At 68.8% G+C, this 23,695-nt stretch carries 21 protein-coding genes and 1 tRNA gene; 4 read left to right on the top strand and 18 right to left on the bottom strand.

All coding sequences use genetic code 11. The annotated features are described in order from the left end of the window. Positions 1-62 precede the first annotated feature (62 nt). From FJ887_RS12815 to FJ887_RS12845, 7 genes are all read right to left on the bottom strand, one after another. The gene (locus FJ887_RS12815; RefSeq protein ID WP_137826936.1) at positions 63-1,337 is read right to left on the bottom strand and encodes a helix-turn-helix domain-containing protein; all 1,275 of its coding nucleotides are present in this window, start codon (positions 1,335-1,337) and stop codon (positions 63-65) included. A 170-nt stretch (positions 1,338-1,507) separates the two neighbouring features. After that, the gene (rplA, locus tag FJ887_RS12820; RefSeq protein ID WP_137826928.1) at positions 1,508-2,203 is read right to left on the bottom strand and encodes a 50S ribosomal protein L1; all 696 of its coding nucleotides are present in this window, start codon (positions 2,201-2,203) and stop codon (positions 1,508-1,510) included. 88 nt (positions 2,204-2,291) lie between these two features. Continuing rightward, positions 2,292-2,729, bottom strand: a complete 438-nt coding sequence (gene rplK / locus FJ887_RS12825; protein ID WP_009379129.1) for a 50S ribosomal protein L11 — start codon at positions 2,727-2,729, stop codon at positions 2,292-2,294. 237 nt (positions 2,730-2,966) lie between these two features. Continuing rightward, a complete protein-coding gene (gene nusG / locus FJ887_RS12830; RefSeq protein ID WP_140955543.1) occupies positions 2,967-3,848 on the bottom strand; it encodes a transcription termination/antitermination protein NusG in 882 nt (293 codons plus the stop codon). 90 nt (positions 3,849-3,938) lie between these two features. Beyond that, positions 3,939-4,217 (bottom strand): preprotein translocase subunit SecE, encoded by a 279-nt coding sequence (gene secE / locus FJ887_RS12835; protein WP_140955542.1) that lies wholly within the window; start codon positions 4,215-4,217, stop codon positions 3,939-3,941. 105 nt (positions 4,218-4,322) lie between these two features. Continuing rightward, positions 4,323-4,395: transfer RNA gene (locus FJ887_RS12840), tRNA-Trp, on the bottom strand. 110 nt (positions 4,396-4,505) lie between these two features. Continuing rightward, a complete protein-coding gene (locus tag FJ887_RS12845; RefSeq protein ID WP_140955541.1) occupies positions 4,506-6,107 on the bottom strand; it encodes a metallophosphoesterase family protein in 1,602 nt (533 codons plus the stop codon). A 63-nt stretch (positions 6,108-6,170) separates the two neighbouring features. Between FJ887_RS12845 and FJ887_RS12850 the strand changes: the two genes are divergently transcribed. Beyond that, positions 6,171-7,262, top strand: a complete 1,092-nt coding sequence (locus tag FJ887_RS12850) for an adenosine deaminase (RefSeq protein ID WP_140955540.1) — start codon at positions 6,171-6,173, stop codon at positions 7,260-7,262. A 35-nt stretch (positions 7,263-7,297) separates the two neighbouring features. On the opposite strand, the gene FJ887_RS12855 is transcribed toward FJ887_RS12850, so the two are convergent. The 4 genes from FJ887_RS12855 to FJ887_RS12870 form a co-directional block, all read right to left on the bottom strand. After that, positions 7,298-8,377 (bottom strand): UDP-N-acetylmuramate dehydrogenase, encoded by a 1,080-nt coding sequence (locus FJ887_RS12855; protein WP_140955539.1) that lies wholly within the window; start codon positions 8,375-8,377, stop codon positions 7,298-7,300. Beyond that, on the bottom strand, positions 8,374-8,817 hold the full coding sequence (locus tag FJ887_RS12860; protein WP_140955538.1) for a MaoC/PaaZ C-terminal domain-containing protein: 444 nt from the start codon (positions 8,815-8,817) through the stop codon (positions 8,374-8,376). Before FJ887_RS12860 ends, FJ887_RS12855 begins: the two co-directional genes overlap by 4 nt. Beyond that, positions 8,814-9,263, bottom strand: a complete 450-nt coding sequence (locus FJ887_RS12865) for an FAS1-like dehydratase domain-containing protein (RefSeq protein WP_140955537.1) — start codon at positions 9,261-9,263, stop codon at positions 8,814-8,816. The genes FJ887_RS12860 and FJ887_RS12865 overlap by 4 nt, the downstream gene beginning before the upstream one ends. 129 nt (positions 9,264-9,392) lie before the next feature. Next, positions 9,393-10,124, bottom strand: coding sequence for a hypothetical protein (locus FJ887_RS12870; RefSeq protein WP_250786240.1), 732 nt, complete (start codon positions 10,122-10,124; stop codon positions 9,393-9,395). A gap of 49 nt (positions 10,125-10,173) precedes the next feature. Here FJ887_RS12870 and FJ887_RS12875 point away from each other — a divergent pair, with 49 nt between their 5' ends. The 3 genes from FJ887_RS12875 to FJ887_RS18565 all read left to right on the top strand — a co-directional run bounded on the left by FJ887_RS12875 (position 10,174) and on the right by FJ887_RS18565 (position 16,284). Further along, on the top strand, positions 10,174-12,474 hold the full coding sequence (locus tag FJ887_RS12875; RefSeq protein WP_250786241.1) for a biotin carboxylase: 2,301 nt from the start codon (positions 10,174-10,176) through the stop codon (positions 12,472-12,474). Between the two features lie 42 nt (positions 12,475-12,516). Next, the gene (locus tag FJ887_RS12880) at positions 12,517-13,779 is read left to right on the top strand and encodes a serine hydrolase domain-containing protein (protein WP_137825470.1); all 1,263 of its coding nucleotides are present in this window, start codon (positions 12,517-12,519) and stop codon (positions 13,777-13,779) included. 222 nt (positions 13,780-14,001) lie between these two features. Continuing rightward, complete coding sequence (locus tag FJ887_RS18565; protein ID WP_232623870.1) at positions 14,002-16,284, top strand: helix-turn-helix transcriptional regulator; 2,283 nt, start codon at positions 14,002-14,004, stop codon at positions 16,282-16,284. Between the two features lie 79 nt (positions 16,285-16,363). On the opposite strand, the gene FJ887_RS12890 is transcribed toward FJ887_RS18565, so the two are convergent. The 7 genes from FJ887_RS12890 to FJ887_RS12920 are packed head-to-tail and all read right to left on the bottom strand — an operon-like array spanning position 16,364 to position 23,595. After that, a complete protein-coding gene (locus FJ887_RS12890) occupies positions 16,364-17,764 on the bottom strand; it encodes an FAD-dependent oxidoreductase (protein WP_137825469.1) in 1,401 nt (466 codons plus the stop codon). Positions 17,765-17,792: 28 nt separating this feature from the next. Beyond that, the gene (gene fdxA, locus FJ887_RS12895) at positions 17,793-18,119 is read right to left on the bottom strand and encodes a ferredoxin (RefSeq protein WP_137825468.1); all 327 of its coding nucleotides are present in this window, start codon (positions 18,117-18,119) and stop codon (positions 17,793-17,795) included. Next, complete coding sequence (cobA, locus tag FJ887_RS12900; protein ID WP_137825467.1) at positions 18,116-18,925, bottom strand: uroporphyrinogen-III C-methyltransferase; 810 nt, start codon at positions 18,923-18,925, stop codon at positions 18,116-18,118. Before cobA ends, fdxA begins: the two co-directional genes overlap by 4 nt. Continuing rightward, positions 18,922-20,253: a sulfate adenylyltransferase subunit 1 gene (locus FJ887_RS12905; protein WP_137825466.1), complete on the bottom strand. Its 1,332-nt coding sequence runs from the start codon at positions 20,251-20,253 to the stop codon at positions 18,922-18,924. Before FJ887_RS12905 ends, cobA begins: the two co-directional genes overlap by 4 nt. Then, entirely contained in the window at positions 20,253-21,161 is a 909-nt protein-coding gene (cysD, locus tag FJ887_RS12910) for a sulfate adenylyltransferase subunit CysD (protein WP_181365659.1), read from the bottom strand. The genes FJ887_RS12905 and cysD overlap by 1 nt, the downstream gene beginning before the upstream one ends. Then, entirely contained in the window at positions 21,158-21,883 is a 726-nt protein-coding gene (locus tag FJ887_RS12915; RefSeq protein WP_137825464.1) for a phosphoadenylyl-sulfate reductase, read from the bottom strand. The genes cysD and FJ887_RS12915 overlap by 4 nt, the downstream gene beginning before the upstream one ends. Further along, entirely contained in the window at positions 21,880-23,595 is a 1,716-nt protein-coding gene (locus FJ887_RS12920) for a nitrite/sulfite reductase (RefSeq protein ID WP_140955534.1), read from the bottom strand. The genes FJ887_RS12915 and FJ887_RS12920 overlap by 4 nt, the downstream gene beginning before the upstream one ends. Between the last annotated feature and the right edge of the window lie 100 nt (positions 23,596-23,695).

A 23,695-nucleotide genomic window follows, 5' to 3' on the forward strand; every position in this document is an offset into this window, starting at 1 on the left:
CCGATTGGACTTCACGCTACCGGCGGCAACGTTGCATCACAGTTGCATCGTCGGCCGGCCGGTCAGTGCCCGAGGGATTCGAGCCTGACGACAGCGGCCGTGCGCTCGGGGGCATCGGGCGGCGCGAGCCGGAGGACGGCCATGAGCACCTCGGTGTCGGCCTGGGCGTGCGGCAGCGCAGCGTAGCGCCACAGCTGCTGCCACGTCCCGTCGGTGAGCAGCGTCTCCCGCAGCAGGACATCGAGTTCGGCGCTGATCTCCCGCACCCCCGGCGCCTCCGACTCCGGCAGGACCGCGCCCCGGTAGGCGCACAGCGCGGTCTCGGCGTCGCCGGCCGCGAGCGCACGATGGGTGCGCTCGACGTCACTGTCGAGTCGTCCCCGGATCCGGTAGGGTCGGCCCAGGACCTCGATGTCGCCGAGGCGGCTGATCGTCTTGCGCAGCCGTGCGATCTCCGCCCGCACCGTGACGTCGCTGCCGCCGAAGGGCCAGAGCCGATCGGCGAGCTCCGCGTTCGTCAGACCGGTGGGATGGCGGTGGAGCAGGAGGAGGATCTCGGCGTGGCGCTTCGACAGGTCGATGCGCTGCCCACCAGGACCACTGAGTCTCGGAGTCGGACCGCTCACCTCGAGGAACGCGTCAGTCGTCGTCTCCGGAGCGGGTCCGGTCGTGCCGTCGCCGGAGGCGTAGAGCTGCGACAGACCCGCCGAGGCGGCCTGTGCCGTCGAGCTGAGCAGCGGCAGGACGATCGCGGAGACCGCATCGTCTCCCCCGGTGACGTCGATGATCCCGATGACCTCGCCGGTGACGGGATGGGTGACCGGCACGGCGCTGCAGCTCCACGGGTGGACTTCGCTCGCGAAGTGCTCGGCCCGGCTGATCTGCACCGCTGAGCGGGAGCGGAGAGCCAGGCCCGGCGCCGAGGTGCCCATGGCGTCCTCGGACCAGTCGGACCCGGGGACGAAGCCCATGGACTCCGCACGATGGCGGACCGGCTTCTCCCCCTCGACCCAGAGGAGGCAGCCCTGTTCGTCGCCGAGTGCGACGAGGAGTCCCGCCTCGGTGGCGGGTTCGATGAGATGGGACCGCAGCAGCGGCATGATCGAGTGGAACGGGTGTCGGCGGCGGACCTCGGTCAGCTGCGCCTCATCGTAGGCGACTGTCGGGTGCACACCTGCCGGATCGCGGAGTCGGTCGAGGCTGCGGGTCCAGGATTCGAGGACGGTCGAGCGCACGCCGAGCCCCGGCTGCGGTGCCAGTGCCGGACTTGCGAGGTTGTCATGGGCCCGACGCACGATCAGCTGATAGTCGTCGCGCAGCAACGGTGTCGAATGCATCGCGATCCGTGCCACCTCCATCGGCGGGAATCAGTCAGTTGACCAGGATACGGACAATCCTATCGCGAACCGCTCCGGGGGCAAGGTGCGGGAACGACGCAGGGCGGGAAGTGAGAATCTCACTTCCCGCCCTGCTCAGGCGTCGGTCGCGGATCAGTCCGCGGCCGGCATCAGGCGCGCAGCGCGGCTGCGTCGACCGGAACGCCGGGACCGTTCGACGTGGTGATCGTCGCCTTGGTGATGTAGCGGCCCTTCGACGAGGACGGCTTGAGGCGGAGGATCTCCTCGATCGCGGCATCGAAGTTCTCCTGCAGCGCCTGCTCGGAGAAGGAGGCCTTCCCGATGACGAAGTGGAGGTTCGAGTGCTTGTCGACGCGGAACTCGATCTTTCCGCCCTTGATGTCCGTGACGGCCTTCGCGACGTCCATGGTCACGGTGCCGGTCTTCGGGTTCGGCATGAGGCCACGGGGACCGAGCACCTTGCCGAGACGTCCGACCTTGCCCATCATGTCGGGGGTGGCAACCGCGGCGTCGAAGTCGGTGAAGCCGTTGGCCACCTTCTCCAGCAGGTCATCGGAACCGACGTAGTCGGCACCTGCTTCGCGGGCTGCCTCTGCACGGTCGCCGGCGGCGAACACCAGGACCCGGGCGGTCTTGCCGGTACCGTGCGGAAGGTTGACGGTGCCGCGCACCATCTGGTCCGCCTTGCGGGGGTCGACCCCGAGACGGAGGGCGACCTCGACGGTGGCGTCGTACTTCGACACCGAGGTCTCCTTGGCCAGGTCGATCGCCTGAGCCGGTTCGTACTTCACATCAGCGGCGATCTTCTCAGCCGCGGCCTGGTAGGCCTTCGAGCGCTTTGCCATCTGCTTCTCTCCTTGCAGTCGTGGTGTGGGCGGCGCATCCGCCCTGCCACAGTGGAATGTCTGGTGACTCACCCGTGGGGGTGGAGTCTCAGACCTCGATGTCGGTGGTGATGCCCATCGACCGCGCGGTGCCCGCGATGATGCGGTCAGCCATGTCGAGGTCGTTGGCGTTGAGGTCGGGCATCTTGGTCGTCGAGATCTCACGCACCTGGTCGGCGCTCAGGTGAGCGACCTTGACGGTGTGCGGGGTCGCCGAACCGGACTTCACGCCGGCAGCCTTCTTGATGAGCTCAGCGGCAGGCGGGGTCTTGAGAACGAAGGTGAACGAACGGTCTTCGTACACGGTGATCTCGACGGGAACGATGTTCCCGCGCTGGGATTCAGTCGCAGCGTTGTACGCCTTGGTGAATTCCATGATGTTGACGCCGTGCTGGGCAAGCGCCGGACCGATCGGAGGCGCCGGGTTGGCGGCACCTGCCTGAATCTGGAGCTTGACGAGGCCGGCTACCTTTTTCTTGGGAGGCATATGCGGTCCTTAATCTTGAGAGTTTCCATGCGCCGAGCGGCGCATCATTCGCTGCCGCCTCCGCCGATACAGAGACGACAATCAAACCACACCAGTATTCCATGTCCGCTCTCCCCCAGGCAAATGGTCGTGAGCGGGAACACAGCACTGCGGGCGGACGCAGAACGCGACGGGGGCCCGGTTCTCACCGGGCCCCCGTAGCGACTGACGTGCGTGACTCAGAGTGCGTGACTCAGGTCAGAGCTTCGAGACCTGATCGAAGCCGAGCTCGACGGGCACGTCGCGCTCGAAGATCGAGAGCAGCACGGTGAGCTTCTGCGAGTCGGGGCGGATCTCCTGGATCGTCGCCGGGTGGCCCTCGAACGAGCCCTCCTTGACGAGGACGGACTCGCCGACCTCGAACTCGACCTCGGTGATCGGAGCGGACTTCGCGGCCTGCTCGGCGGCGTGGCCCTCCGCGGCGGCGGCTTCGGCCTGGCGCTCTTCGAAGACGGGGGCGAGCATCGTGAAGACCTCGTCGATCGACAGCGGCACCGGGTCGTAGGCGTTGCCGACGAAGCCGGTGACGCCCGGAGTGTGGCGCACGGCGCCCCACGACTCATCGGTGAGCTCCATGCGGACGAGCACGTAACCGGGCACGCGCACACGGCGGACCTGCTTGCGCTGGCCGTTCTTGATCTCGACGACGTCTTCCATCGGCACCTGCGACTCGAAGATGAATTCTTCGAGGTTGAGGCTCACCGCACGGTTCTCGAGGTTCTGCTTGACGCGGTTCTCGTAACCGGCGTACGAGTGGATGACGTACCAGTCACCCTCCTGCATGCGCAGCTCCGACTTGAACTCCTCGGCGGGGTCGACGTCGTCGCCGGCCGCAGCCTCGGAGGACTCAGCAGCCTCGGCGGACTCGTCCGCATCCGTGGCGTCCGAGTCCTCGGCAGCCGAGTCGTCGGCGGAAGCATCTTCGTCAGCGGACGCGCCCTCATCGGCAGCCGCCGCGTCGGTCTCTGCGGTCGTCGCGTCGTCGGCGGTCACCTCGGCGACATCCTCCGTCGACGCCTCACCGGCGACGTCCGGGGTCTCAGGTGCGTCGACCTCTTCAGGTGAACTGGTATCCGACACCGATCAATTCCTCGCTTCGCGTGTAGTGGTCCCCTGCACGGGGATTGTGAGAAGTTCTATCGTATCCAGGTTATCGCCGCTGCCGGCGAGTCACCACAGCGGCCAGAGCGGAGTTCCGCCGAACACGAACCCGACGAGCTTGCCGAAGACGAGGTCGAGGACCGTGACGATGACCATCATGACGAGGATGAATCCCAGCACGACGAGTGTGTAGTTGACCAGCTGCTTGCGCGTCGGAGTGACGACCTTCTTCAGCTCTGCCACGACCTCGCGGAGGAACTGGATGATTCGTCCGAAGAATCCGAGCTTCTTGCGACGGGACGTGGCCTCGGGAGCCTGTCCAGTCTTCTTTGCCGGTGTGTCGCTCACACATCCTCACTCGGTCGGTTTCTATCGGGGATCGCACAATTGCTTCAGCCAATCGAGGACTGCGCCCTGCCCGGCGATGGAGTGCCGCGGCAGATGTCAACTGCGCAGGGGTGACAGGACTCGAACCTGCAACCTACGGTTTTGGAGACCGTTGCGCTACCAATTGCGCCACACCCCTTCGATTCGGCGACGCCCCCATCCGAGGGTATGCCCAACCACGAGAAACGAGCATACCGTCTCCCACCGGGTTCCGTCGAACCGAGGCCGACACGCGCCCCGGCACCCGCCTCACGGTGCGGGTGCCACCGGTCTCGCAACGAGCGGCAGCGGTGCGGGGAAGCGCACCCACGGGCCGATCGACACATCCTCACCAGGGGTGACGGTGATCGTCTGGACGTCGATGGGCGTCTTCGTCGCGTTGTCGACGCGGATGACGCTCACCTCGGCGTCCATCTTCAGCGGACCCGGCGTCAGCGCGTTCGCCAGCGCTCCGCCGGTGGTGGAACTCACGTATCGCACACCCCTGCCGAACTGCTCGGGACCCACCTGCCGGTGCCAGTGTCCGCTCAGGGCGTAGGGGGCGCACCCGGACTCGAGGGCGGGCTGGGCCATGCGCGGGTCGTGGACGAGCATGATGTCGAAGTCGGTCCGGCACGCCTCGTCGCGCAGCTGCGCCGCGTACTCGTCGGCGGTCAGCTCCGTCTCGAGCTCCGGACCCGAGCCGAACACGGTGCGCCGCGGGTCGGGGCCGCCGAAGAAGCGCACTCCGGCCAGCTGCGCACTCGAATCGTCGAGCACCGCCCAGCCCCGGCTGCGGGCATGCTTCGCGGTCTCCTGCGAATCGTGGTTGCCCTTGACGAACATCTTCGGCACGTCCTGCGGCAGTTCGTCGTCGAGGACGTCGAAGCAGTAGTTCTCCGCCGAGGTGCCCGTCATCGTCACATCGCCGGCGTCGATGATCCCGTCGGCCCCGGTCAGCCGTGCGACGTCGCCGACGACGCGCGCCATCCCGTAGTTGCAGTGGACGTCGGAGCTGAGCACGAACGTCGAGACGTCGGCACTGCCCGACGCCGGCGGGACCATGCCCTCAGCCGACCAGTCGCCGCTGAGCGGACGATTCGCCCACCCGGCGTGGAGACCGGCGATGACCGCGTCGTAGAACGCGTCGTTCTCGTCGGAGAACTCCTTGACCGCGGTGAACGCCTCATCGATGATCCCGCCGAGGCGGCCGGTCACCTCTGCGCCGGCGAGCGGAGTGCCCGCGAACGCCGGATCGGGCTGCGGCGGGGCGGGTCGGGTGAGGACGAGGACGCTGAGACCGCCGAGGACGAGGACGACGACGGAGCCGATGGCGATGAGCTCCCGTCCGGCCAGGGCCCGACCGAGACCGGCGATCCGCGCGGGTCCGAGCAGCGCCGTGACCCCGACGAGGAGGCCTGCGGTGACGCAGACGGCGAGCGCCCAGCGGATGAGGATGTCCCGGGTCAGGCCGGTGACGATCTCATCGATCTGCGTCTGCGGGGCGGAGAAGAGGGAGGCATAGGAGGCGATGTCCCCGCCGAGGGCGTCGACGACTCCCCCGCCGACCCCGCCCGCGGCATCGGTGCCCAGTGCCGAGGCGGCATCCTCAGTCTCGCCGGAGACCGGGATCTCCCCGACGTCGACGGACAGGCCGAGACCGAGCGGGAGGAACTCGTCGGCGGGCACGAGCAGGGAGCCCAGGGGCCCGAAGTCGAGGGTCAGCCGCGCATCCGCCGTCACCCGGTACTGCGCCTCATGGGGACCGAAGCTGAGGTCGGCCCGCGCTGAGAAGACCGCCCAGGGCAGTGTGAGGGCGGCGATGACGGCAAGGAGGATGATGAGAGCTGAGGTCTTGCGGCGGGGTGACACGGACCCATTCTAGGGAGACGGCACCCAGGTGTCCGTCAGGCGAACACGGCTATCCTTGAGAAGATGACGGACCCGCTCGTGTCCCTGCCGAAGGCACACCTCCATCTCCACTTCACCGGTTCGATGTCGGCCGACACCCTCGAAGACCTCGCCGCCGAGGCGGGGATGCCGATGTCCGATCAGCTGCTCGGCGACAGGGTGACCGGGCTGAGCCCCGATGAGCGCGGCTGGTTCCGCTTCCAGCGTCTCTACGACATGGCCCGCGGCGTCGTCCGCGGGGAGGAGGTGATGCGGCGGCTCGTCCGCGAAGCGGCGGCCGCCGACCGCGCCGAGGGGTCCCGGTGGCTCGAACTCCAGGTCGACCCCACCTCGTATGCGCCCTTCGTCGGCGGCATCACCCCGGCCCTCGAGATCATCCTCGACGAGGCGGCCGCGGCCAGCGATGAGGACTTCGGGATGGCGATCGTCGTCGCGGCCTCGCGCACCCGCCATCCCCTCGACGCGCGGATGCTCGCGCGGCTCGCGGCCCACCATGCCGGCACCGGCCCCGGCCAGGTTGTCGGCTTCGGCCTGTCGAACGATGAGCGCCGCGGCACCACGGCGGACTTCGGCCGGGCCTTCGACATCGCGCGGCGGGCCGGGCTGCTCTCCGTCCCGCACGGCGGGGAGCTGCTCGGGCCCGACCACATCCGCGCCGTCGTCACCGAGCTGGCGCCGAACCGACTGGGCCACGGCATCCGCGCCGGTGAGGACCCGCGCCTGCTCGACGAGATCGTCGCGGCCGGCATCGGCCTCGAGGTCTGTCCGGGATCGAACGTCGCCCTCGGGGTCTATCCCGACATCGAACACGTCCCGCTGCGTCGGCTCCTCGACGCCGGCGCGGACATCGCCCTCGGCGCCGACGATCCCCTGATCTTCCACACCCGGCTGGCCGACCAGTACCGGTTCGCCGCTCAGCTCGGTCTCACGGACGGCGAGCTCGCGGATCTGGCGAAGTCCTCGTTCGCGATCTCCGCAGCCCCCGCCGAGGTGGTCGCCCGGGCCGAAGCCGACATCGATGCGTGGGCGACCGGGCGGGGAGATGCGGAGCGAGGCCCCTCCGAGGACGCGTCCTCGCCAGGCGAGGGCTCCGCCGAATCCGACCGCAGCCGTTAGCGCGCGGGCCGCGGTGGGCGCGGCGCGGCGTCGTGTCAGAGCTCGGTGCCGATGAAGGTCGGTTCGGGTTCGAGGACGATCCCGAAGCGCTCGTTGACGCCGGCGACGATCGTGCGCGCGAGGTCGACGACATCGGACGTCGTCGCCTCTCCCCGGTTCGTCAGGGCCAGGGTGTGCTTCGTCGACAGGCTCGCCCGGTCGTTGAAGCCGTAGCCCTTCCCGAAGCCGGCGCGTTCGATGAGCCACGCGGCCGAGGTCTTCGTCAGCCCGGGGATCGTCGCCCCGCTGAGCGGATCGGTGACGGGGAACCGCGGGGCCTCGGCCGGCAGTGCGGCGAGGGCTGCGGGGCCATCCACGATCGGATTGGTGAAGAACGATCCTGCCGACCAGGTGTCGTGGTCGCCCTCGTCGAGGACCATTCCCTTCGACCGGCGCAGGTCGAGCACGGCGTCGCGCACCCGCAGGGCCAGCACGCGGGTTCCGATCGCGACATCGAGGGCGCCGGCGAGCTGCGCGTAGCGCACGGGCAGGGAGTCCGTGCCCCGCTGGAGGGCGAACGTCACCGAGAGGACGATGTGGGCGGGTGTGCCCGCCGCCCGTGCCGCGCGCTTGAGCGCCGAGGTGCGGTAGCCGAACTCGAGTTCCGCAGCGGTGAGTCGTCGCACCTGCCCGGAGAGCCGGTCGTAGACCTCGACTGAGGTGATGAGTTCGGCCACCTCGGTGCCGTAGGCCCCGACGTTCTGGATCGGGGTGGCGCCGACGGAGCCGGGGATCCCGGAGAGCGCCTCGAGTCCGGAGAGACCGGAGGAGAGCGTGGCGGCGACGAAGTCGTCCCAGCTCTCCCCTGCCTCGGCGGTCACCTGCATCTCCGTGTCCGAGATCTCCGTGAACGTCATTCCGGTCGTCGCGACGACGCCGACGGGGCCGGCGAATCCCGCATCGGAGATGAGCAGGTTCGACCCGCCTCCGATGAGGAGGATGTCCGGCATCGACCGGTCGCCGGGTTCGAGTCCGTTCGCCTCGGCGAAGGCGATGAGGTCGTCCCGGGTCCGGGCGACGGTGAGATCCGGTGCGGGCCCGCCGAGGTGGAACGTCGTGAACTCGGAGAGGTTCACCGTCCGACTCGGATCTGCGTGCGGCTGAGCACGTCGGCGTCACCGGCGGTGACGACGGCGTCGATGCGCAGGGTGCCCACGGCCGCGTCGACGGCGCCGACGGTAGCTGTCAGGTGCAGCGAGGTCGTCGGCGTCGAGGGCGGTCCCGACTCGGCGTCGGGCACGAGGACCGGGGCGGAGAAGCGGGTGCGGTAGTCGACGACGGCGCCGGGGTCGCCGAGCCACTCGACGATCGGGGCGATGACGACGGCCATCGAGAGCATCCCGTGGGCGATGACGCCGTCGAGGCCGACCTCCGTGGCGAAGCGCTCGGACCAGTGGATCGGGTTGTGGTCGCCGGAGGCTGCGGCGTAGTCGATGAGCGAGGCTCGGGACAGCGGGATGTCCGTCTCGACGACGACGTCGCCGATGGTCAGCTCGGACAGATCGATGAGGCTCATTCTCCGTCTCCTCTCACGACGATGGTCGAGGTCACCGTGACCACGGGCTGGTCGGCGACGTCGACGATCTCGGTGCGCGTGGTGATCATCGCGTTGCTGCCGGCGGCGCGGACGCCGTCGACATGGGTCGTCGCCTTGAGGCTGTCACCGGCGACGATGGGCCGGTTGAAGCTGAACTGCTCGGAGCCGTGGACGACCTTCGAGAAGTCGATGCCGGAGTCCGGGTCGGTGATGTAGGCCGCCTCGGACTTCTGCGCGATGATCACGGCGAACGTCGTCGGGGCGATGACGTCGCGGTATCCGAGGGCCTGCGCCGCCTCGGCTTCGAAATGGTAGTCGGCCCCCGCGTTCGTCGCGCGAGCGAACTCCGCGATCTCCTCCCGGGAGACATCGTAGGGGCGCGGCAGGGAGTACGTCGCCCCCTGCTTCTCCGCGTTCACCGGCATATCAGCTCACTTTCGAAAGAGGCATCGGTCGGCTCAAGCCTAGCTCCCGGAATGCGGGCAGCGGGAATCGGCGACCGCCGATGCTTTCACTGCCGGGCACCGCCCGGTGGTCACGATTTCGCCTCCCATTCACACATTTGCTGAACCATCGGCCACAGACGCTGAAAACTGAGATAGGTTGTCCCCATCACATTTGCTGTAGGCACGTCTCCCGGGCCGACAGCGGAGCCGACGAGACCTCGGTCGTCGCCCTGGCGCCCGACGGTTTCCCGTAAGGAGCACTGCCATGACGAACGACCCCTCGAGCACCACCAACCCCACCACGAAGAACGACAAGGCGAGCGGAGGCGGGGCCGGTTCGACGCGCAGGACCGCTGCGACGAAGAGCGCAGGGTCGTCCACCTCGACGAGCACTGCGGCGACGACGAAGTCGTCTGCGGCGAAGGCGTCGAACTCCACGACGTCGGCGTCGAAGTCGAGTGCCTCGAAGTCAGCGGCGAAGAAGCCTGCGGCGAAGGCAACGGCCTCGACTACGGCGGCGAAGTCCTCGGCGACGAAGGCGTCGACCTCGAAGGCGTCGGCAGCGAAGAAGCCTGCAGCGAAGGCAGCGGCTTCGAAGTCGACTGCGACCAAGTCCTCGTCGGCGAAGTCCTCGGCGACCAACGCGTCCGCCTCGAAGACAGCGGCGAAGTCCTCATCGACCGACGCGTCCACCTCGAAGTCGGCGACCAAGTCGTCGACCTCGACATCGGCGGCGAAGAAGCCCGCTTCCGCGGCGGCTTCGACCAAGTCGTCGACATCGTCTGCGGCGGCGAAGAACGCGGGATCGGCGAAGACCGAGCCGGCGAAGACGACCGCCACTACTACGAAGCCCGCAGCGCAGGCTGCGAAGACCGGAGCGACGTCGTCGATGTCGTCGGGTGCGGCGGCGAAGACGACGGCCGCGAAATCGGCGGCGCGCACGGTCGCGGAGAAGGGCTCAGCGCAGGCGGCTCCCGCGAAGTCGGCCGCACCGAAGGCCGGATCCGCAGCAGCGAAGACCTCCACCACCTCGGCGAAGACCTCAGCGGCGAAGTCGCCTGCGGGCGCTGCGAAGTCCTCGGCCTCGGCGAAGACGGCCGCACCCTCCACCGCGTCGAAGCCGGCTGCCGCTGCAGGGAAGAAGACAGCAGCAGCGACGACAGCGCCCCCGACCCCGGAGAAGAAGCGCGCCGTCAAGGACGGTGTCGCCGTGCCCGGTCCTCGCTCCGCCGAAGAGCAGAGCGTCGCAGCCGCGACGGCGGCCGCGAACGCCGCTGTTCCTCCGGCTGCCGCGGTGAGCGCCCCGGCGGCCGCAGAGCCCGCTCTGCCCCCGACCCCCGACGAGCTCGAACTCCCCCCGGCACCTCCCGAACCGGCGCTTGCTGCCGCGGCTGCTGCTCCCGTCGGCGCAGCTCCCGTCGGTGCTGCCGCCCCGGTTGCACCAGCGGCAACCCCCGCCGCGGCACCTGTCCCTCCGGCCCCCGCAGCAGCGACGGCCCCAGCTGCCGCAACCGCCCCGGCAGCCGCAATGGCCGCACCGGCTTCGACCACCGCCGCACCGGCCGCAGCTCCCGTCGCCCCGCCGGCGACCCCGGGCACCCCCGCCGCTCCTGCCCCGGCCGTGCCCGCCGATCCGTCCGCCGGTGATCCCGCCGACGCCGAGGTCCACGTCGGCACCGACGCTGCCTATGCGGGCAAGGAAGCCGACAACGTCCAGCTGCGTCGCCCGTTGCGCAACATCTCCGAGGTCCGTCACTTCTTCCGCACGAACCAGACGCCGATCTACTTCATCGGCGCCACCCCGTTCAACCTGCTCGGCCTCGACCGCTGGGTCCGCAACTTCTCCTACATCACGTACTACGACGGCTGGGACGGCGCCCACCCCCGCGTGTTCTCGCCCCGCTACAAGCCGTTCGTCGAGTTCGAATCCGGTGAGGCCATCAACAACTGGCTGCTGCTCAATGCCGAGGTCCGCGCCCACATGACGCGCAACGTCCCCCACGGCGAGCGCCCCAAGGTCGCGATGGTCTTCTTCGACGAGGAGACCGAGCGGATCTGCCGCGAGCTCGGCTACGACCTCATCCTCCCCTCGGCGAAGCTGCGCAATCAGCTCGACTCGAAGATCGAGACGACGAAGCTCGGCAACGAGGCGGGCGCCTACTCGGTGCCCAACGTCCTCACCACGGCCGACACCTATGAGGAGCTGACGAAGGCCTCGGTCGCCGAGGGACTCGGCACCGACCTCGTCGTCCAGACCCCCTACGGGGATTCGGGCAAGACGACGTTCTTCATCGCCTCCGAGGAGGAATGGGACAAGCACAAGGACGACATCATCGGCGAACAGCTCAAGGTGATGAAGCGCATCAACAACACCCCGGTCGCCGTCGAGGCCGTGATCACGAGCAGCGGCGTCGTCGTCGGCCCGTTCCTCACCGAACTCGCCGGCTTCCCCGAGCTCACCCCGTACAAGGGCGGCTGGTGCGGCAACGAGATGACCCCCGACGTCCTCACCGCCGACCAGCGCGGCCGGGCCCGCGAACTCGTCCGCCGGATGGGCGAGGGCCTGCGCAAGCGCGGCTACCGCGGGTTCTTCGAGGTCGACGTCCTCGTCGATCTCGACACCAACGACGTCTACCTCGGCGAGCTCAACCCCCGGATCTCCGGCGCCTCGGCGATCACGAACGTCACCGCGGGAGCGTACGCCGACGTGCCGCTCTTCCTCTTCCACCTCCTCGAGTACCTCGACGTCGAATTCGACCTCGACGTCGATGAGATCAACGAGCGGTGGGAGGAGCTCTCCGGTGCGGACGAGTGGAGCCAGATGGTCATCAAGGAGACCGCGCCGATCACCGAGTACATCACCCACTCGCCGCTGACCGGACAGTACTACCTCGACCAGTACGGCACCCTCACCTACAAGCGGGCCGCCCTCGACTGGCACCCGCTCCAGAACGGCAGCGAAGTCTTCTTCCTCCGCATCTACGGAGCCGGCGAATACCGCTGGAAGGGCGCCGACCTCGGCGTGCTCGTGACGAAGAACCCGCTGCAGGTCGATGCCAACGGCAAGAAGTCGCTGAGCATCCGCGCCAAGCACTTCATCGATTCGATCCGTGCGATGTACGCCGGTGTCCCCGTCGCCGCAGAGGATCCTGCGCCGACGATCGGCGGACCCGGGGCCAAGGGCGACTGATAGTCTCAGTCCGACCCCCAGCACAGATCGAAGAGGTGAAGTGTGTCCGAGACATCATCGGATCCGACCCTGACCGACCCCGCGGAGTTCGTCGACCCCGCATCCGCCGAGGCGGTGGTGCCTGCTGAGGCAGCCCTGCCCGCCGAGGCGGTCGAGGTCGACCGCGACAACTGGCAGGACGCCGACAAGGTCCACTGGTCCTTCCAGCACGTCGACGAGGTGCTGCCGACGACGCCGATCTCCCGCGCGGACGGCCCGGTCGCCGAGTTCGCCGCCGACCTCCAGGACCTCGGCGAGGTCGAGATCCCCGAGACGGAGTTCTCAGAGGCCCGCACCGTCCGCAGCGTCATCGACGACTCCGACACCGACGGCTGGATGGTCGTCCACCACGGCACCGTGCTGACCGAGGAGTACTTCGGCGGCATGCAGCCGGAGACCGAACACCTCCTCATGTCGGTGAGCAAGTCGCTCGTCGGCACCGTCGCCGGCGTCCTCGTCGGGGCCGGGGAGATCGACACCGGCAGACTCGTCACGGACTACGTGCCCGAGCTCGCCGACTCCGGCTATGCGGGGGCGACGGTGCGCGACATCCTCGACATGCGCTCGGGCATCAGGTTCTCCGAGGACTACCTCGACCCCGACTCCGAGGTGCGCCAGATCGAGCGGTCCATCGGCTGGTCGGAGACCGACCCCGGCGATGCCAAGGGCATGTACGCCTACCTGCGCACGCTCGAGGCGAAGTCCGAGCACGGCGGACCGTTCGAGTACCGCTCGTGTGAAACCGACGTCCTCGGCTGGGTGTGCGAGAAGGTCGCCGGGCAGAGTATGCAGACGCTCATGTCCCGTGTCCTGTGGTCGCGCATCGGCGCCGAACGCGACGCCCTCATCGCCACCGATCAGTTCGGGGTGGGGATGTTCGACGGCGGGATCAACGCGACCCTGCGCGACCTCGCCCGCTTCGGGTACCTCTACTCGAATCGGGGGCTGTCCCTGACCGGCGAACAGGTGGTGCCGACCTCATGGATCGGCGACACCCTGACCGGCAGCGAGGACACCCGGCAGGCGTTCGCCGACAGCCCCGGCGACAACCGCATGCCCGGCGGGATGTATCGGAACCAGTTCTGGTTCCCCTTCCCCGACTCGCATGCGTTCCTCGCCCTCGGCATCCACGGGCAGATGGTCTACATCAACCCGGGGGCCTCGTTCGTCGGCGTCAAGCTCTCGAGCTGGGGCCTGCCGCAGGACGCGAAGAAGCTCTTCCCCACGATCCGCGCCTTCGACGCCCTCGCCAAAGCCGTCAACTGACACCCTGCGCTCTCCCCTCCCATCCGCGCGCGCTCCGAAGTCATTCACGGGTCACTGAAAGTCACGGGGCCGTAACCGGGCCTGATTTCCACTGGCCGGGACTGTAATCTTTGGGCACGTTCCTTCCCAAAGGAGCTGCAGCGCGCGTTCGCTGCCACCGCGGCCCGACATCCACCGCATCGGATGCCGGGCCGCGGCGCAGAGACAACTGAAGGCACCCATGTGAATCCCCATTCGACATCCACCCCCTCCCCCGAGCCCGGCGCTTTCGACCTCTTCCTCGGCCCCCGCATCATCGAGGAGAAGCGGTTCGCGTGCCGGGTGGCCACTGAATTCCCCGACACCGACCTCGCCGCGGCGACGGTCACCTCCCTCTTCGACCTCACCGCCGGTCGGATCCGCATCGCCCGCGACGTCATCGTCGGCGCCGACCGCGCCCAGGTCGACCTCGACGCCCTCGACTCCGATCGATTCAGCACCCTCCTCGTCCCCCTCGGCGAGGATTCGGAGCTCACCGGCCACCTCGGCGAGGTCCCTCCCGCCGTGCGCCTCCTCCAGGTGCTCGCCCATGTCAGCGTCATCGACCAGCCGACCGTCGCGCTGGCCCGGCAGGCGATCCCCCGGCTCGAAGCCGTCGATGCCACCGGTCTGCCGAGCATCGACGAGATGACCTCCCAGCTCGTCTTCGCCGGTCTGCTGCGCATCGACACGGACCGTCCGGGCACCTACGCGATGCCCGGCCTCGTCCGCTCCGTGGCCCGCCGCTTCGACCAGACGCCGGCCCCGAGCGGGCTGACGGCTCGGCGGGCGCTCAGCTGCGAGCTCGAGGAGTCGTTCCGCTCGCTGCTCGACATCGGCACGTTCCGTCTCGAGGCGATCTTCGGTCTCATCGCCGACCTCGAGGCGTGGTCCCTGCTCGCCGAGGTGTGGGCCGAGCGCGGCTTCAACGTCTTCTACCCCGAGTTCCTCACCGCCGTCCGCGCGATCCTCTCCGCCCCCGCCTCGGCGGCGCGCGGCTCCCTCGTCCTCGCCGAGGCCCAGAGCGCTGCCCGGGAGATCGCGAACATCTCCACGCGCACCGGGTCGACGGATCCGCGCGAGGTCCTCGCGCTCGTCACCTTCGACCGCCTCGACGTGCCGACCCTCGAGCAGGAGCGGGTGCGCCTCGACAACGGCGACTTCACCGCCAACGAGGTGGCCGTGATGACGCTGCGCTCGATGCGCGACCGCCGGCAGCAGGGCGACCTCGACGGCGGGGTGCGGGCGGCCGAGGAGGGCAACCAGTACCTCTTCGCCCGACAGTCCCAGGCCGCACCCCTGTCGCGTCTCTACGATGCGCGTCTGCTCATGGAGCGCGGACTCGATCTCGCGCGGACCGGCGATGTCCGCCGCGGCCAGGACCTCGTCGACCGGGCGGTGACGATCTCCGAGACGATCCTCCCGTTCGACCCGTACCCGCTCGTGCCGGGGCTCGCGATCGCGGCGCTCGGCCATGTCGCCGCCGGGTTCGGTCCGAAGAGCGAGGGCTGTCTGCGCCGGTATGACGAGCTGCGGTCGCGGTTCGACTTCCACACGCTGCAGACGGACTTCATCGCCAACACCCCGCGCTTGCACCGGGCTCTCGACCAGCTCGACCTCGAGGCCTCGGCGGCGGCGATCGCGATCTCCAAGCGCCTGGCCCCGGACCAGCTGGGGTCGCGGGTGTACCGCTACGGGGAGGTCCTCCACAACGTCTACTCCGGCACGGCGGGCCTCTATCTCAAGGAGCATTCGCTCGCACCGGAGAACCAGGTGACGAACACCGACCTGCAGATCGTCGGGTCCGCGTACTCCCTCATGACGATCCTCACCGTCGCCACCGGGGCGCTGCGGGAGGCGCAGGCGCTCGCGGCGCAGGCACCCCTCGTCGACCGCAAGCACGGGCTCTCCCGGGCTCGGGTCGGCTTCGCGCTCGGACAGTACGACGTCGTCGACTCCTCGACCTCGCATGTGCTCATCACGGGCACCGACCCGAAGAAGAAGGGGTCGGCGCTCGCGCTGCGGGCGGCGTCGATGCACCGCCGGGGCCGTGAGACGGCGGCGCTGGCCGATGTCGACAACGCCCTCGACTACTGCATCGTCGCGGGCTCCGTGCTGCCTCTGGCCCTGCTGCCCTCGGACATCAGGGAGGCGTTCGTCCGGGCCACCGCTGCCTCCCGGCAGTGGGATCTCATCGCCGCGACGTTCGAACTCGTCCCGGTCACCGGCGAGGAGCTGCGTGCCCGTCTGCTCGCGCTGCCGCAGACCTTCTTCGAGGCGCAGGTCGAGAACCGTCTGCTCGATTCGCAGGAGCTCGATCTGCTCTTCCGGCTCGAGAAGGCGACCCCGCTCGCACGGATCGCCGCCGACCTCTCCCTGGCCGAGGGCACGGTGAAGAACCGTCTCTCCGCGATCTACCGGAAGCTCGGGGTGCGCAACCGTCGCGACGCCGTCGAATACGGCTACCGCAACGGCTACTTCAGCTGACGGCGGGCGAACGCGCCTGGGCCGGTCGGTGTCATGACTCCGACCGGCCCAGGCGCGTTCTCGGGTATCCGGGGTGTGCTCAGCTCACGGACTGGGCGCGGGCCTCATCGCGGGCTGCGGCGAGCATGCCCTCACGGGTGGCGATCTTCACCCGCTCACGACCCTCAGCCTCCCCAGCCGCCTTCTCGGCAGCCTCGACCCGGTGGTACCCCTGCCAATCGACGAAATCCACACCTTTGGATTCGAGGAGATCGACGATCGCCGACTCCTCGGGGAACACCGGCTCCGCCAACACTCCGGCATTCCGGTCCCCGAGGATATGGCCGATCGTCTCCAGGGCGTCACCCTTCGTGTGCCCGATCAGACCCACCGGGCCGCGCTTGATCCACCCCGTCGCGTACACACCGGGCACCAGATCAGCGCCCGCCGCCTCCGCCTGATCCAAGGTGTCGACGACGCGCCCCTCATGGTTGGGGATGACGCCCTTGCGCGGGTCGAACGGCAGCTGCGGCAACGCCGTACCCGCATATCCGACAGCACGATAGACGGCATCGAACTCCCAGTCCGTCACCACCCCGGTGCCGCGAACATTGCCCGTCCCATCGAGTTCCTGTCGCTCCGTCCGCAGACCAGTCACCCGACCCTCGCCGAGGATCTCGACCGGGGCATGAAGGAAGTGCAGATGCAGACGGCGCTTCGCCCCGGTGGGTTCACGCAGCGTGAAATCCGTCAGAGTCTTCGCGACCTGCTTGACCTGGTTGGACGATTCGATCGCCTCCAGCGAGCCGTCATCGAACTCGAAGTCCTCCGGGTAGACGATGATGTCGACATCCGGCACATGCCCGAGCTCACGCAGCTCGAGCGGGGTGAACTTCGCCTGCGCCGGGCCCCTGCGCCCGAAGACATGGACGTCGGTGACCTTCGAGGACTTCAGACCCTCATACACGTGGTCCGGGATCTCCGTGACATGCATGTCATCGGCCTGCTTCGCCAACACCCTGGCCACATCCAGGGCCACGTTGCCATTGCCGATGACCGCGACCCGTTCCGCGTCGAGCGGCCAGTCCTGGGCCACATCCGGATGCGAGTCATACCAGTTGACGAAATCCGCCGCACCGAACGACCCCTCAAGATCCACACCGGGAATCGTCAACGCCGCATCCGTGATGCACCCCGTGGAGAAGATCACCGCATCGTAGCGATCCGTGAGGTCATCGAGAGTGATGTCGGTGCCGTAGTCGACGTTCGAGAACAACCGGATGTCACCCCGATCCAGCACCTTGATCAGGGCATTGATGATGCCCTTGATCCGCGGATGATCCGGCGCCACCCCGTACCGGACCAGACCGAACGGCGTCGGCAGACGCTCGAAGAGATCAATGCTGACCTCGAAATCACGCTCAGCCTTCGTCAGCAGATCAGCCGCATAGATTCCGGCAGGACCGGCACCCACAATGGCCACACGGAACGGACGAGTCATGGTTCACCTCAGGTCTTTCGTTGTCGTTTCAGTCGTCGGTGTCCTGCGGCGGGAGCGCCGCGATGAGGGGATGGTCGAAGCTGCTCGGTCCGAAGCCGGCCGCACCTCCGGGTGAGCCGATGTCGGCGAAGAATTCGACGTTCGCCGTGTAGTAGGACTCCCATTCCTCGGGGACGTCGTCTTCGTAGTAGATCGCCTCGACGGGGCACACGGGTTCGCAGGCGCCGCAGTCGACGCATTCGTCGGGTTGGATGTAGAGACTGCGTTCGCCCTCGTAGATGCAGTCGACGGGGCACTCCTCGATGCAGGCCTTGTCCTTCACGTCGACGCAGGGCTGCGCGATGATGTACGTCATGGGGTCCTTGTCATGGTCAGGGCGGAGAGGAAGTCGGCCGGGTTGACCTCAGTGAAGGCCCCGGCGGCGTACGGGCTCAGGCGCACGACGTCGCCGACGACGACGACCGCGGGGTTGCGGACTCCGCGCCGGGCGGCTTGGAAGGCGATGGTCTCCAGGGTGCCGACGGTGACGCGCTGCCCGGCGCCGTAGCCGTCTTCGATGATGGCGACCGGGCAGTCGCCGCCGCGCTCCCCGCCGGCGAGCACCATCGCCGAGTGCGCGAGGGTGCCGATGCCCATGAGGACGACGACGGTGTGGTCGCGTCCCCCGCCGAGGCCGGTGAGCTGATCGTGGCCGGTGATGACCGTGTACGCGGTCGCGAGGCGGCGGTGGGTGAGCGGGATGCCGGCGACGGCGGGCACGGAGTTCGCGCTCGTCACCCCGGGCACGACACGGGCGTCGATGCCCGCCGCGTGCAGGTGGGCGAGCTCTTCGCCGCCGCGGCCGAAGACGAACGGGTCGCCGCCCTTGAGACGGACGACGCGACGACCGGCGCGAGCCTGTTCGACGAGGATCTCGTTGATCCGCTCCTGCGGCACCGGGTGGTGTCCCGGGTTCTTGCCGACGTCGATGATCTCGGCCTCCAGGGGTGCTCCCCGCTCCGCGGTGAGCTCGTCGATGACGGTGCGCGCGCCGAGGCGGTCGGCGACGATGACGTCGGCAGCCTCGAGGGCGCGCAGCCCGCGGACGGTGAGGAGGTCGAGCGTGCCCGGTCCGGCGCCGATGAGGAGGACGCTGCCGGGAGCGAAGTCGGTCGTCCTCATGCTCCTGCCTCCGTCGGGGTCTGCTCCGCGGGGGTGTGGATGCCGGCGGCGACGGTCGCCCCGGTCTGCGGGTCGATGACGAGGAAGCCCCCGGCCCGGCCCTGCTCGCGGAAGTCCGGCAGCGGCAGCGCGGTGCTCAGGCGCACCGTGGCTGTGCCGATGTCGTTGCCGGCGAGCACCTCGGCGGGTTCGGAGTCGTTCGTCGTGAGGTTGCGTCGGGAGTCGATCGTCACGATCCCCTTGACCGTCGACGTGCCCGCTTTGACGAGCACGCGGTCACCGGTGCGCAGGCCCGCCGCGGTGAAGGGGAAGACCTCGGCGCGCAGGGTCGTGCGCGCCGGCGGCAGGGACCCGGCGGCGGCGAGCACGCTGCCGCGGGCGGTGTCGATGTCGTCGGCGAGCCGCAGCGCCACCGACAGGGGCGCCCCGGCGGTCTCGCGGGAGCCGTCGGCGGTGTCGATGCCGACGACGCGGGTGCGCATCCCGGCGGGGTGGATGTCGATCTCATCGCCGACGCTGATCCGCCCCGAGGTGATCTGCCCGGTCACGGCCCGGTAGTCGCGGTAGGCTTCGGCGTCGAGTCCCGGGGCCAGTCCGCCCTGGGGGCGCAGCACCGACTGGACGTCGAGCCGGAAGGGCTCGAGGTCGGCGGTGTCCTCCTCGATGCTCGGCAGGGTCTCGAGCAGCTCGAGCAGGGAGGGACCGGAGTACCAGGGGGTGTTCGCCGAGGTGGTCGCGACGTTGTCCCCGGCGAGCGCGGAGACCGGGATGAGGTGCGCGGTGTCGAGGCCGATCTGGTCGGTGATCTCCTCGACCTCGCGGGCCACCTCGGCGAAGGCGTCCGCATCGTAGCCGAGGAGGTCGATCTTGTTGATCGCGACGATGACGTGGCGGATGCCGAGCCGGTGGACGACGGTGAGGTGGCGACGGGTCTGCTCGGTCGCGCCGTTGCGGGCGTCGATGAGGACGACGACGGCATCAGCGGTCGTCGCGCCCGTGACCATGTTGCGGGTGTACTGGACGTGTCCCGGGCAGTCGGCGAGGATGAACGAGCGCCGGTCGGTCGCGAAGTACCGGTAGGCGACGTCGATCGTGATGCCCTGTTCGCGTTCGGCGCGCAACCCGTCGGTGAGGAGGGCGAAGTCGAATTCGCCGCCGACGAAGCCGCGTTCGGCGCTCGTGGCTGTGACCTGCGCGAGCTGGTCGGCGAGGATCGCCTTCGCGTCGTGGAGGAGGCGGCCGACGAGCGTCGACTTCCCGTCGTCGACGGACCCGGCGGTCGCGAAGCGCAGCAGGGTCTTCGTGGTGGTGGGGGCGATGGTCGTCATCAGAAGTATCCGTCCTTCTTCCGGTCCTCCATGGCGGCGGCGGAGATCCTGTCGTCGGCGCGTGTGGCGCCGCGTTCGGTCACGGTGGTCACGGCCACCTCGGCGACGACGGCGGCGATGTCGGCGGCGTCGGATTCGACGGCGCCCGTGCAGCTCATGTCCCCGACCGTGCGGTAGCGCACGGACTTGGTCACGACGGGTTCGTCCGCGCGCGGGGCGGAGAACTCTCCCGTCGCCCACCACATGCCGTCACGGTGGAAGACTTCGCGGTCGGCGGCGTAGTAGAGGGGCGGAAGGTCGATGCCCTCGCGGGCGATGTAGTTCCACACGTCGAGTTCGGTGAAGTTCGAGATCGGGAACACGCGGACGTGTTCGCCGGGCACGTGACGGCCGTTGTAGAGGTTCCACAGCTCGGGCCGCTGGTTGCTCGGGTCCCACTGGCCGAACGCGTCGCGCAGGGAGATGATGCGCTCCTTCGCCCGGGCCTTGTCCTCGTCCCGGCGGGCCCCGCCGAACACCGCGTCGTAGCCGCCGGCGGCGATCGCGTCGATGAGCGGCTGGGTCTGCAGGGTGTTGCGGGTGCCGTCGGGGCGTTCGCGCAGCCGTCCGTCGTCGATGTAGTCCTGGACCTTCGCGACGGTGAGTTCGAGGCCGAAGCGCTCGGCCGTGCGGTCGCGGTAGTCGAGGATCTCCGGGAAGTTGTGCCCGGTGTCGACGTGGAGGAGGCCGAAGGGGATCTTCGCCGGCCAGAACGCCTTCTGGGCGAGGTGGAGGACGGTCACGGAGTCCTTGCCGCCGGAGAAGAGGAGGACCGGCTTCTCGAACTCCGCGGCGACTTCGCGGATGATGTGGATGGCCTCGGACTCGAGGACGTCGAGGGTCGTCGGTGCCTGGTGGTCGATGCTCATACGTGCAGCCCGCATTCTGTCTTGGAGAAACCTGCCCAGCGTCCGGCCCGGGGGTCCTCCCCCGGGGCGACGGGACGCGTGCAGGGCTCGCACCCGATCGACGGGTAGCCCTGGGACATGAGTGGATTGACCGGCACGCCGAAGGCGCCGGCGTAGTCGAGGAGGTCGTCGAAGGACCACGCGGCGACGGGGTTGACCTTGATGAGGCCGTTCTTCTCGTCGAACGTGATGAGCGGGGTGTTCGCCCGCGTCGGCGCCTCATCACGGCGCACCCCGGTGAACCAGAGTTCGTAGCCGGACAGGGACTTCTTCAGGGGCGCGACCTTGCGGCGGGCGCAGCACAGGCCCGGGTCGCGGGCGAAGAGCTCGGCCCCGAATTCGGCATCCTGCTCGGCCACGGTCTGCTCGGGGAGGACGTCGACGATGCGCACATCCATCGTCCGGGCCACCTCGTCGCGGGTCTCATAGGTCTGGGCGAAGTGGTAGCCGGTGTCGAGGAAGAGGACGTCGACGCCGGGCATGTACTGGGCGACGAAGTGCGGCAGCGCGGCATCGGCCATCGAGCACGCGACGGCCGCGGCCCGGGTGTCGACGTTCCGCGAGACCCAGCGGATGACGTCGGCGGGGGCGGCTTCGGCCACCCCGTTGTCCGGGTCACCGGCGAGCTCCCGGTTCCCCGCCTCGGCGAGGGCACGGAGATCATCGAGGGTGCGCGTGCTCATACCAGCTCCTCATCGTCGACGCGGTGCGCCCATTCGGAGAACGTCTCGGATTCGCCGCGGCCGTCGAGGAAGCGGCGCACGAGCTTCTCGACGTAGTCGCTGAGGTTCTCCGCGGTGACCTTGAGTCCGCGCACGGTGCGGCCGAGGCCGGCCTCGTCGCGGTCCTGCGAGGCCAGTCCCCCGCCGACGTGGACCTGGAAGCCGGGCTGCTGGGTGCCGTCCTCGGTGGTGACGAGCTGACCCTTGAGGCCGATGTCGGCGGTCTGGATCCGGGCGCACGAGTTCGGGCAGCCGTTGAGGTGGAGGCTGATCGGGTGGGGCAGGTCGATGCCCGCGAGACGGGCCTCGAGCTGCGCGACGGCATCGGCGGCGGTCTGCTTCGTCTCGACGATCGCGAGCTTGCAGAACTCGATGCCGGTGCAGGCCATCGTCGAGCGGCGGAAGAGGTCCTTCCGGCTCGAGAGCCCGAGGGCGTCGAGACCGGCGACGACGTCGTCGATGTCGTCCTCTGCGATGTCGAGGAGGAGGATCTTCTGGTGCGGGGTCGTCCGCAGCCGGGTCGAGCCGTACTTCTCCGCGAGGTCGACGATCTGCCCGAGCAGGGTGCCCGACGCCCGACCGGCGATGAGGCTCACCCCGATGTAGTACTTCCCGTCGGCCTGCCGGTGCACGCCGACGTGGTCACCGGCCGTCAGCGGCTTGTCCGGGGCGGGACCGTCGGCGAGTGCGTAGCCGAGGTACTCGGTCTCGAGGACTTCGCGGAACTTCTCCGGACCCCATTCGGCCATGAGGAACTTCAGGCGCGCCTTGTTCCGCAGCCGGCGGTACCCGTAGTCGCGGAAGATCTCCGTGACGCCCAGCCAGGTCTCGACGACCTGGTCGGGGGCGACCCAGGCGCCGAGGCGCTCGGCGAAGCGGGGCACGGTCGACAGGGCACCGCCGACCCAGAGGTCGTAGCCGATGCCGTGCTCGGGGTGTTCGACGGCGACGAACGAGCAGTCGTTGATCTCGTGGACGACGTCCTGACTGGGGTGACCGGTGATCGCGGTCTTGTACTTGCGCGGCAGGTTCGCGAGGCTCGGATCCCCGATGTAGCGGCGGGAGATCTCCTCGATCGCCGGGGTCGGGTCGATGAGCTCGTCGGCGGCGATCCCGGCCACCGGCGAGCCGAGGATGACGCGCGGGACGTCCCCGCAGGCCTCGGTCGTCTGCAGACCGACCGCTTCGAGGCGGCGCCAGATCTCCGGGACGTCCTCGATGGCCACCCAGTGGAGCTGGATGTTCTGCCGGTCGGTGAGGTCGGCCGACCCGCGGGCGAAGTCGTTCGAGATGTCAGCGATCGTCCGCAGCTGCTCGGTCGTGAGCTTGCCGCCGTCGATGCGGACCCGGAGCATGAAGTACTCGTCCTCGAGCTCGTGGGGTTCGAGGGTGGCGGTGCGACCGCCGTCGATGCCGGGCTTGCGCTGGGTGTAGAGACCCCACCAGCGGAAGCGACCGTGCAGGTCATCGGGGTCGATCGAGGCGAACCCGCCCTTGGCGTAGATCTCCTCGATCCGCGCGCGGACGTTGAGGCCGTTGTCCTCGGCCTTGTCGACTTCGTTCTTGTTGAGCGGTTCGTGACCGTCGATCTTCCACTGTCCGTTGGACTTCTTCGGTCGCGCTGCGGCCTTGCCTGCGGGCTTCGCGCCGCGCTGCTCCACATCTGTGGACATAGCCAACTCCCCATGCTGGTGCGATTGCTTGGTCAGTCACGCTACAGGCTAACAGAATTGCTCAACAAATTAGGATGGCCAAAGCCTGTCATGTTTCGAC

The organism is Brevibacterium sp. XM4083, from assembly GCF_006489205.2.
In the GTDB taxonomy this organism is placed as follows: Bacteria; Actinomycetota; Actinomycetes; order Actinomycetales; family Brevibacteriaceae; genus Brevibacterium.

Excerpts from the sequence above, each read along its gene's own strand:
- cysD (WP_181365659.1), bottom strand. The coding sequence starts at position 21,161 with ATGAGCATCGACCACCAGGCACCGACGACCCTCGACGTCCTCGAGTCC.
- FJ887_RS12915 (WP_137825464.1), bottom strand. The coding sequence starts at position 21,883 with ATGAGCACGCGCACCCTCGATGATCTCCGTGCCCTCGCCGAGGCGGGG.
- FJ887_RS12920 (WP_140955534.1), bottom strand. The coding sequence starts at position 23,595 with ATGTCCACAGATGTGGAGCAGCGCGGCGCGAAGCCCGCAGGCAAGGCC.
- FJ887_RS12865 (WP_140955537.1), bottom strand. The coding sequence starts at position 9,263 with ATGCCGGTGAACGCGGAGAAGCAGGGGGCGACGTACTCCCTGCCGCGC.
- rplK (WP_009379129.1), bottom strand. The coding sequence starts at position 2,729 with ATGCCTCCCAAGAAAAAGGTAGCCGGCCTCGTCAAGCTCCAGATTCAG.
- cobA (WP_137825467.1), bottom strand. The coding sequence starts at position 18,925 with ATGAGGACGACCGACTTCGCTCCCGGCAGCGTCCTCCTCATCGGCGCC.
- FJ887_RS12875 (WP_250786241.1), top strand. The coding sequence starts at position 10,174 with ATGTCGTCGGGTGCGGCGGCGAAGACGACGGCCGCGAAATCGGCGGCG.
- FJ887_RS12905 (WP_137825466.1), bottom strand. The coding sequence starts at position 20,253 with ATGACGACCATCGCCCCCACCACCACGAAGACCCTGCTGCGCTTCGCG.
- FJ887_RS12815 (WP_137826936.1), bottom strand. The coding sequence starts at position 1,337 with ATGCATTCGACACCGTTGCTGCGCGACGACTATCAGCTGATCGTGCGT.
- rplA (WP_137826928.1), bottom strand. The coding sequence starts at position 2,203 with ATGGCAAAGCGCTCGAAGGCCTACCAGGCCGCGGCTGAGAAGATCGCC.
- FJ887_RS12890 (WP_137825469.1), bottom strand. The coding sequence starts at position 17,764 with ATGACTCGTCCGTTCCGTGTGGCCATTGTGGGTGCCGGTCCTGCCGGA.
- fdxA (WP_137825468.1), bottom strand. The coding sequence starts at position 18,119 with ATGACGTACATCATCGCGCAGCCCTGCGTCGACGTGAAGGACAAGGCC.
- FJ887_RS12860 (WP_140955538.1), bottom strand. The coding sequence starts at position 8,817 with ATGAGCCTCATCGATCTGTCCGAGCTGACCATCGGCGACGTCGTCGTC.
- FJ887_RS12850 (WP_140955540.1), top strand. The coding sequence starts at position 6,171 with ATGACGGACCCGCTCGTGTCCCTGCCGAAGGCACACCTCCATCTCCAC.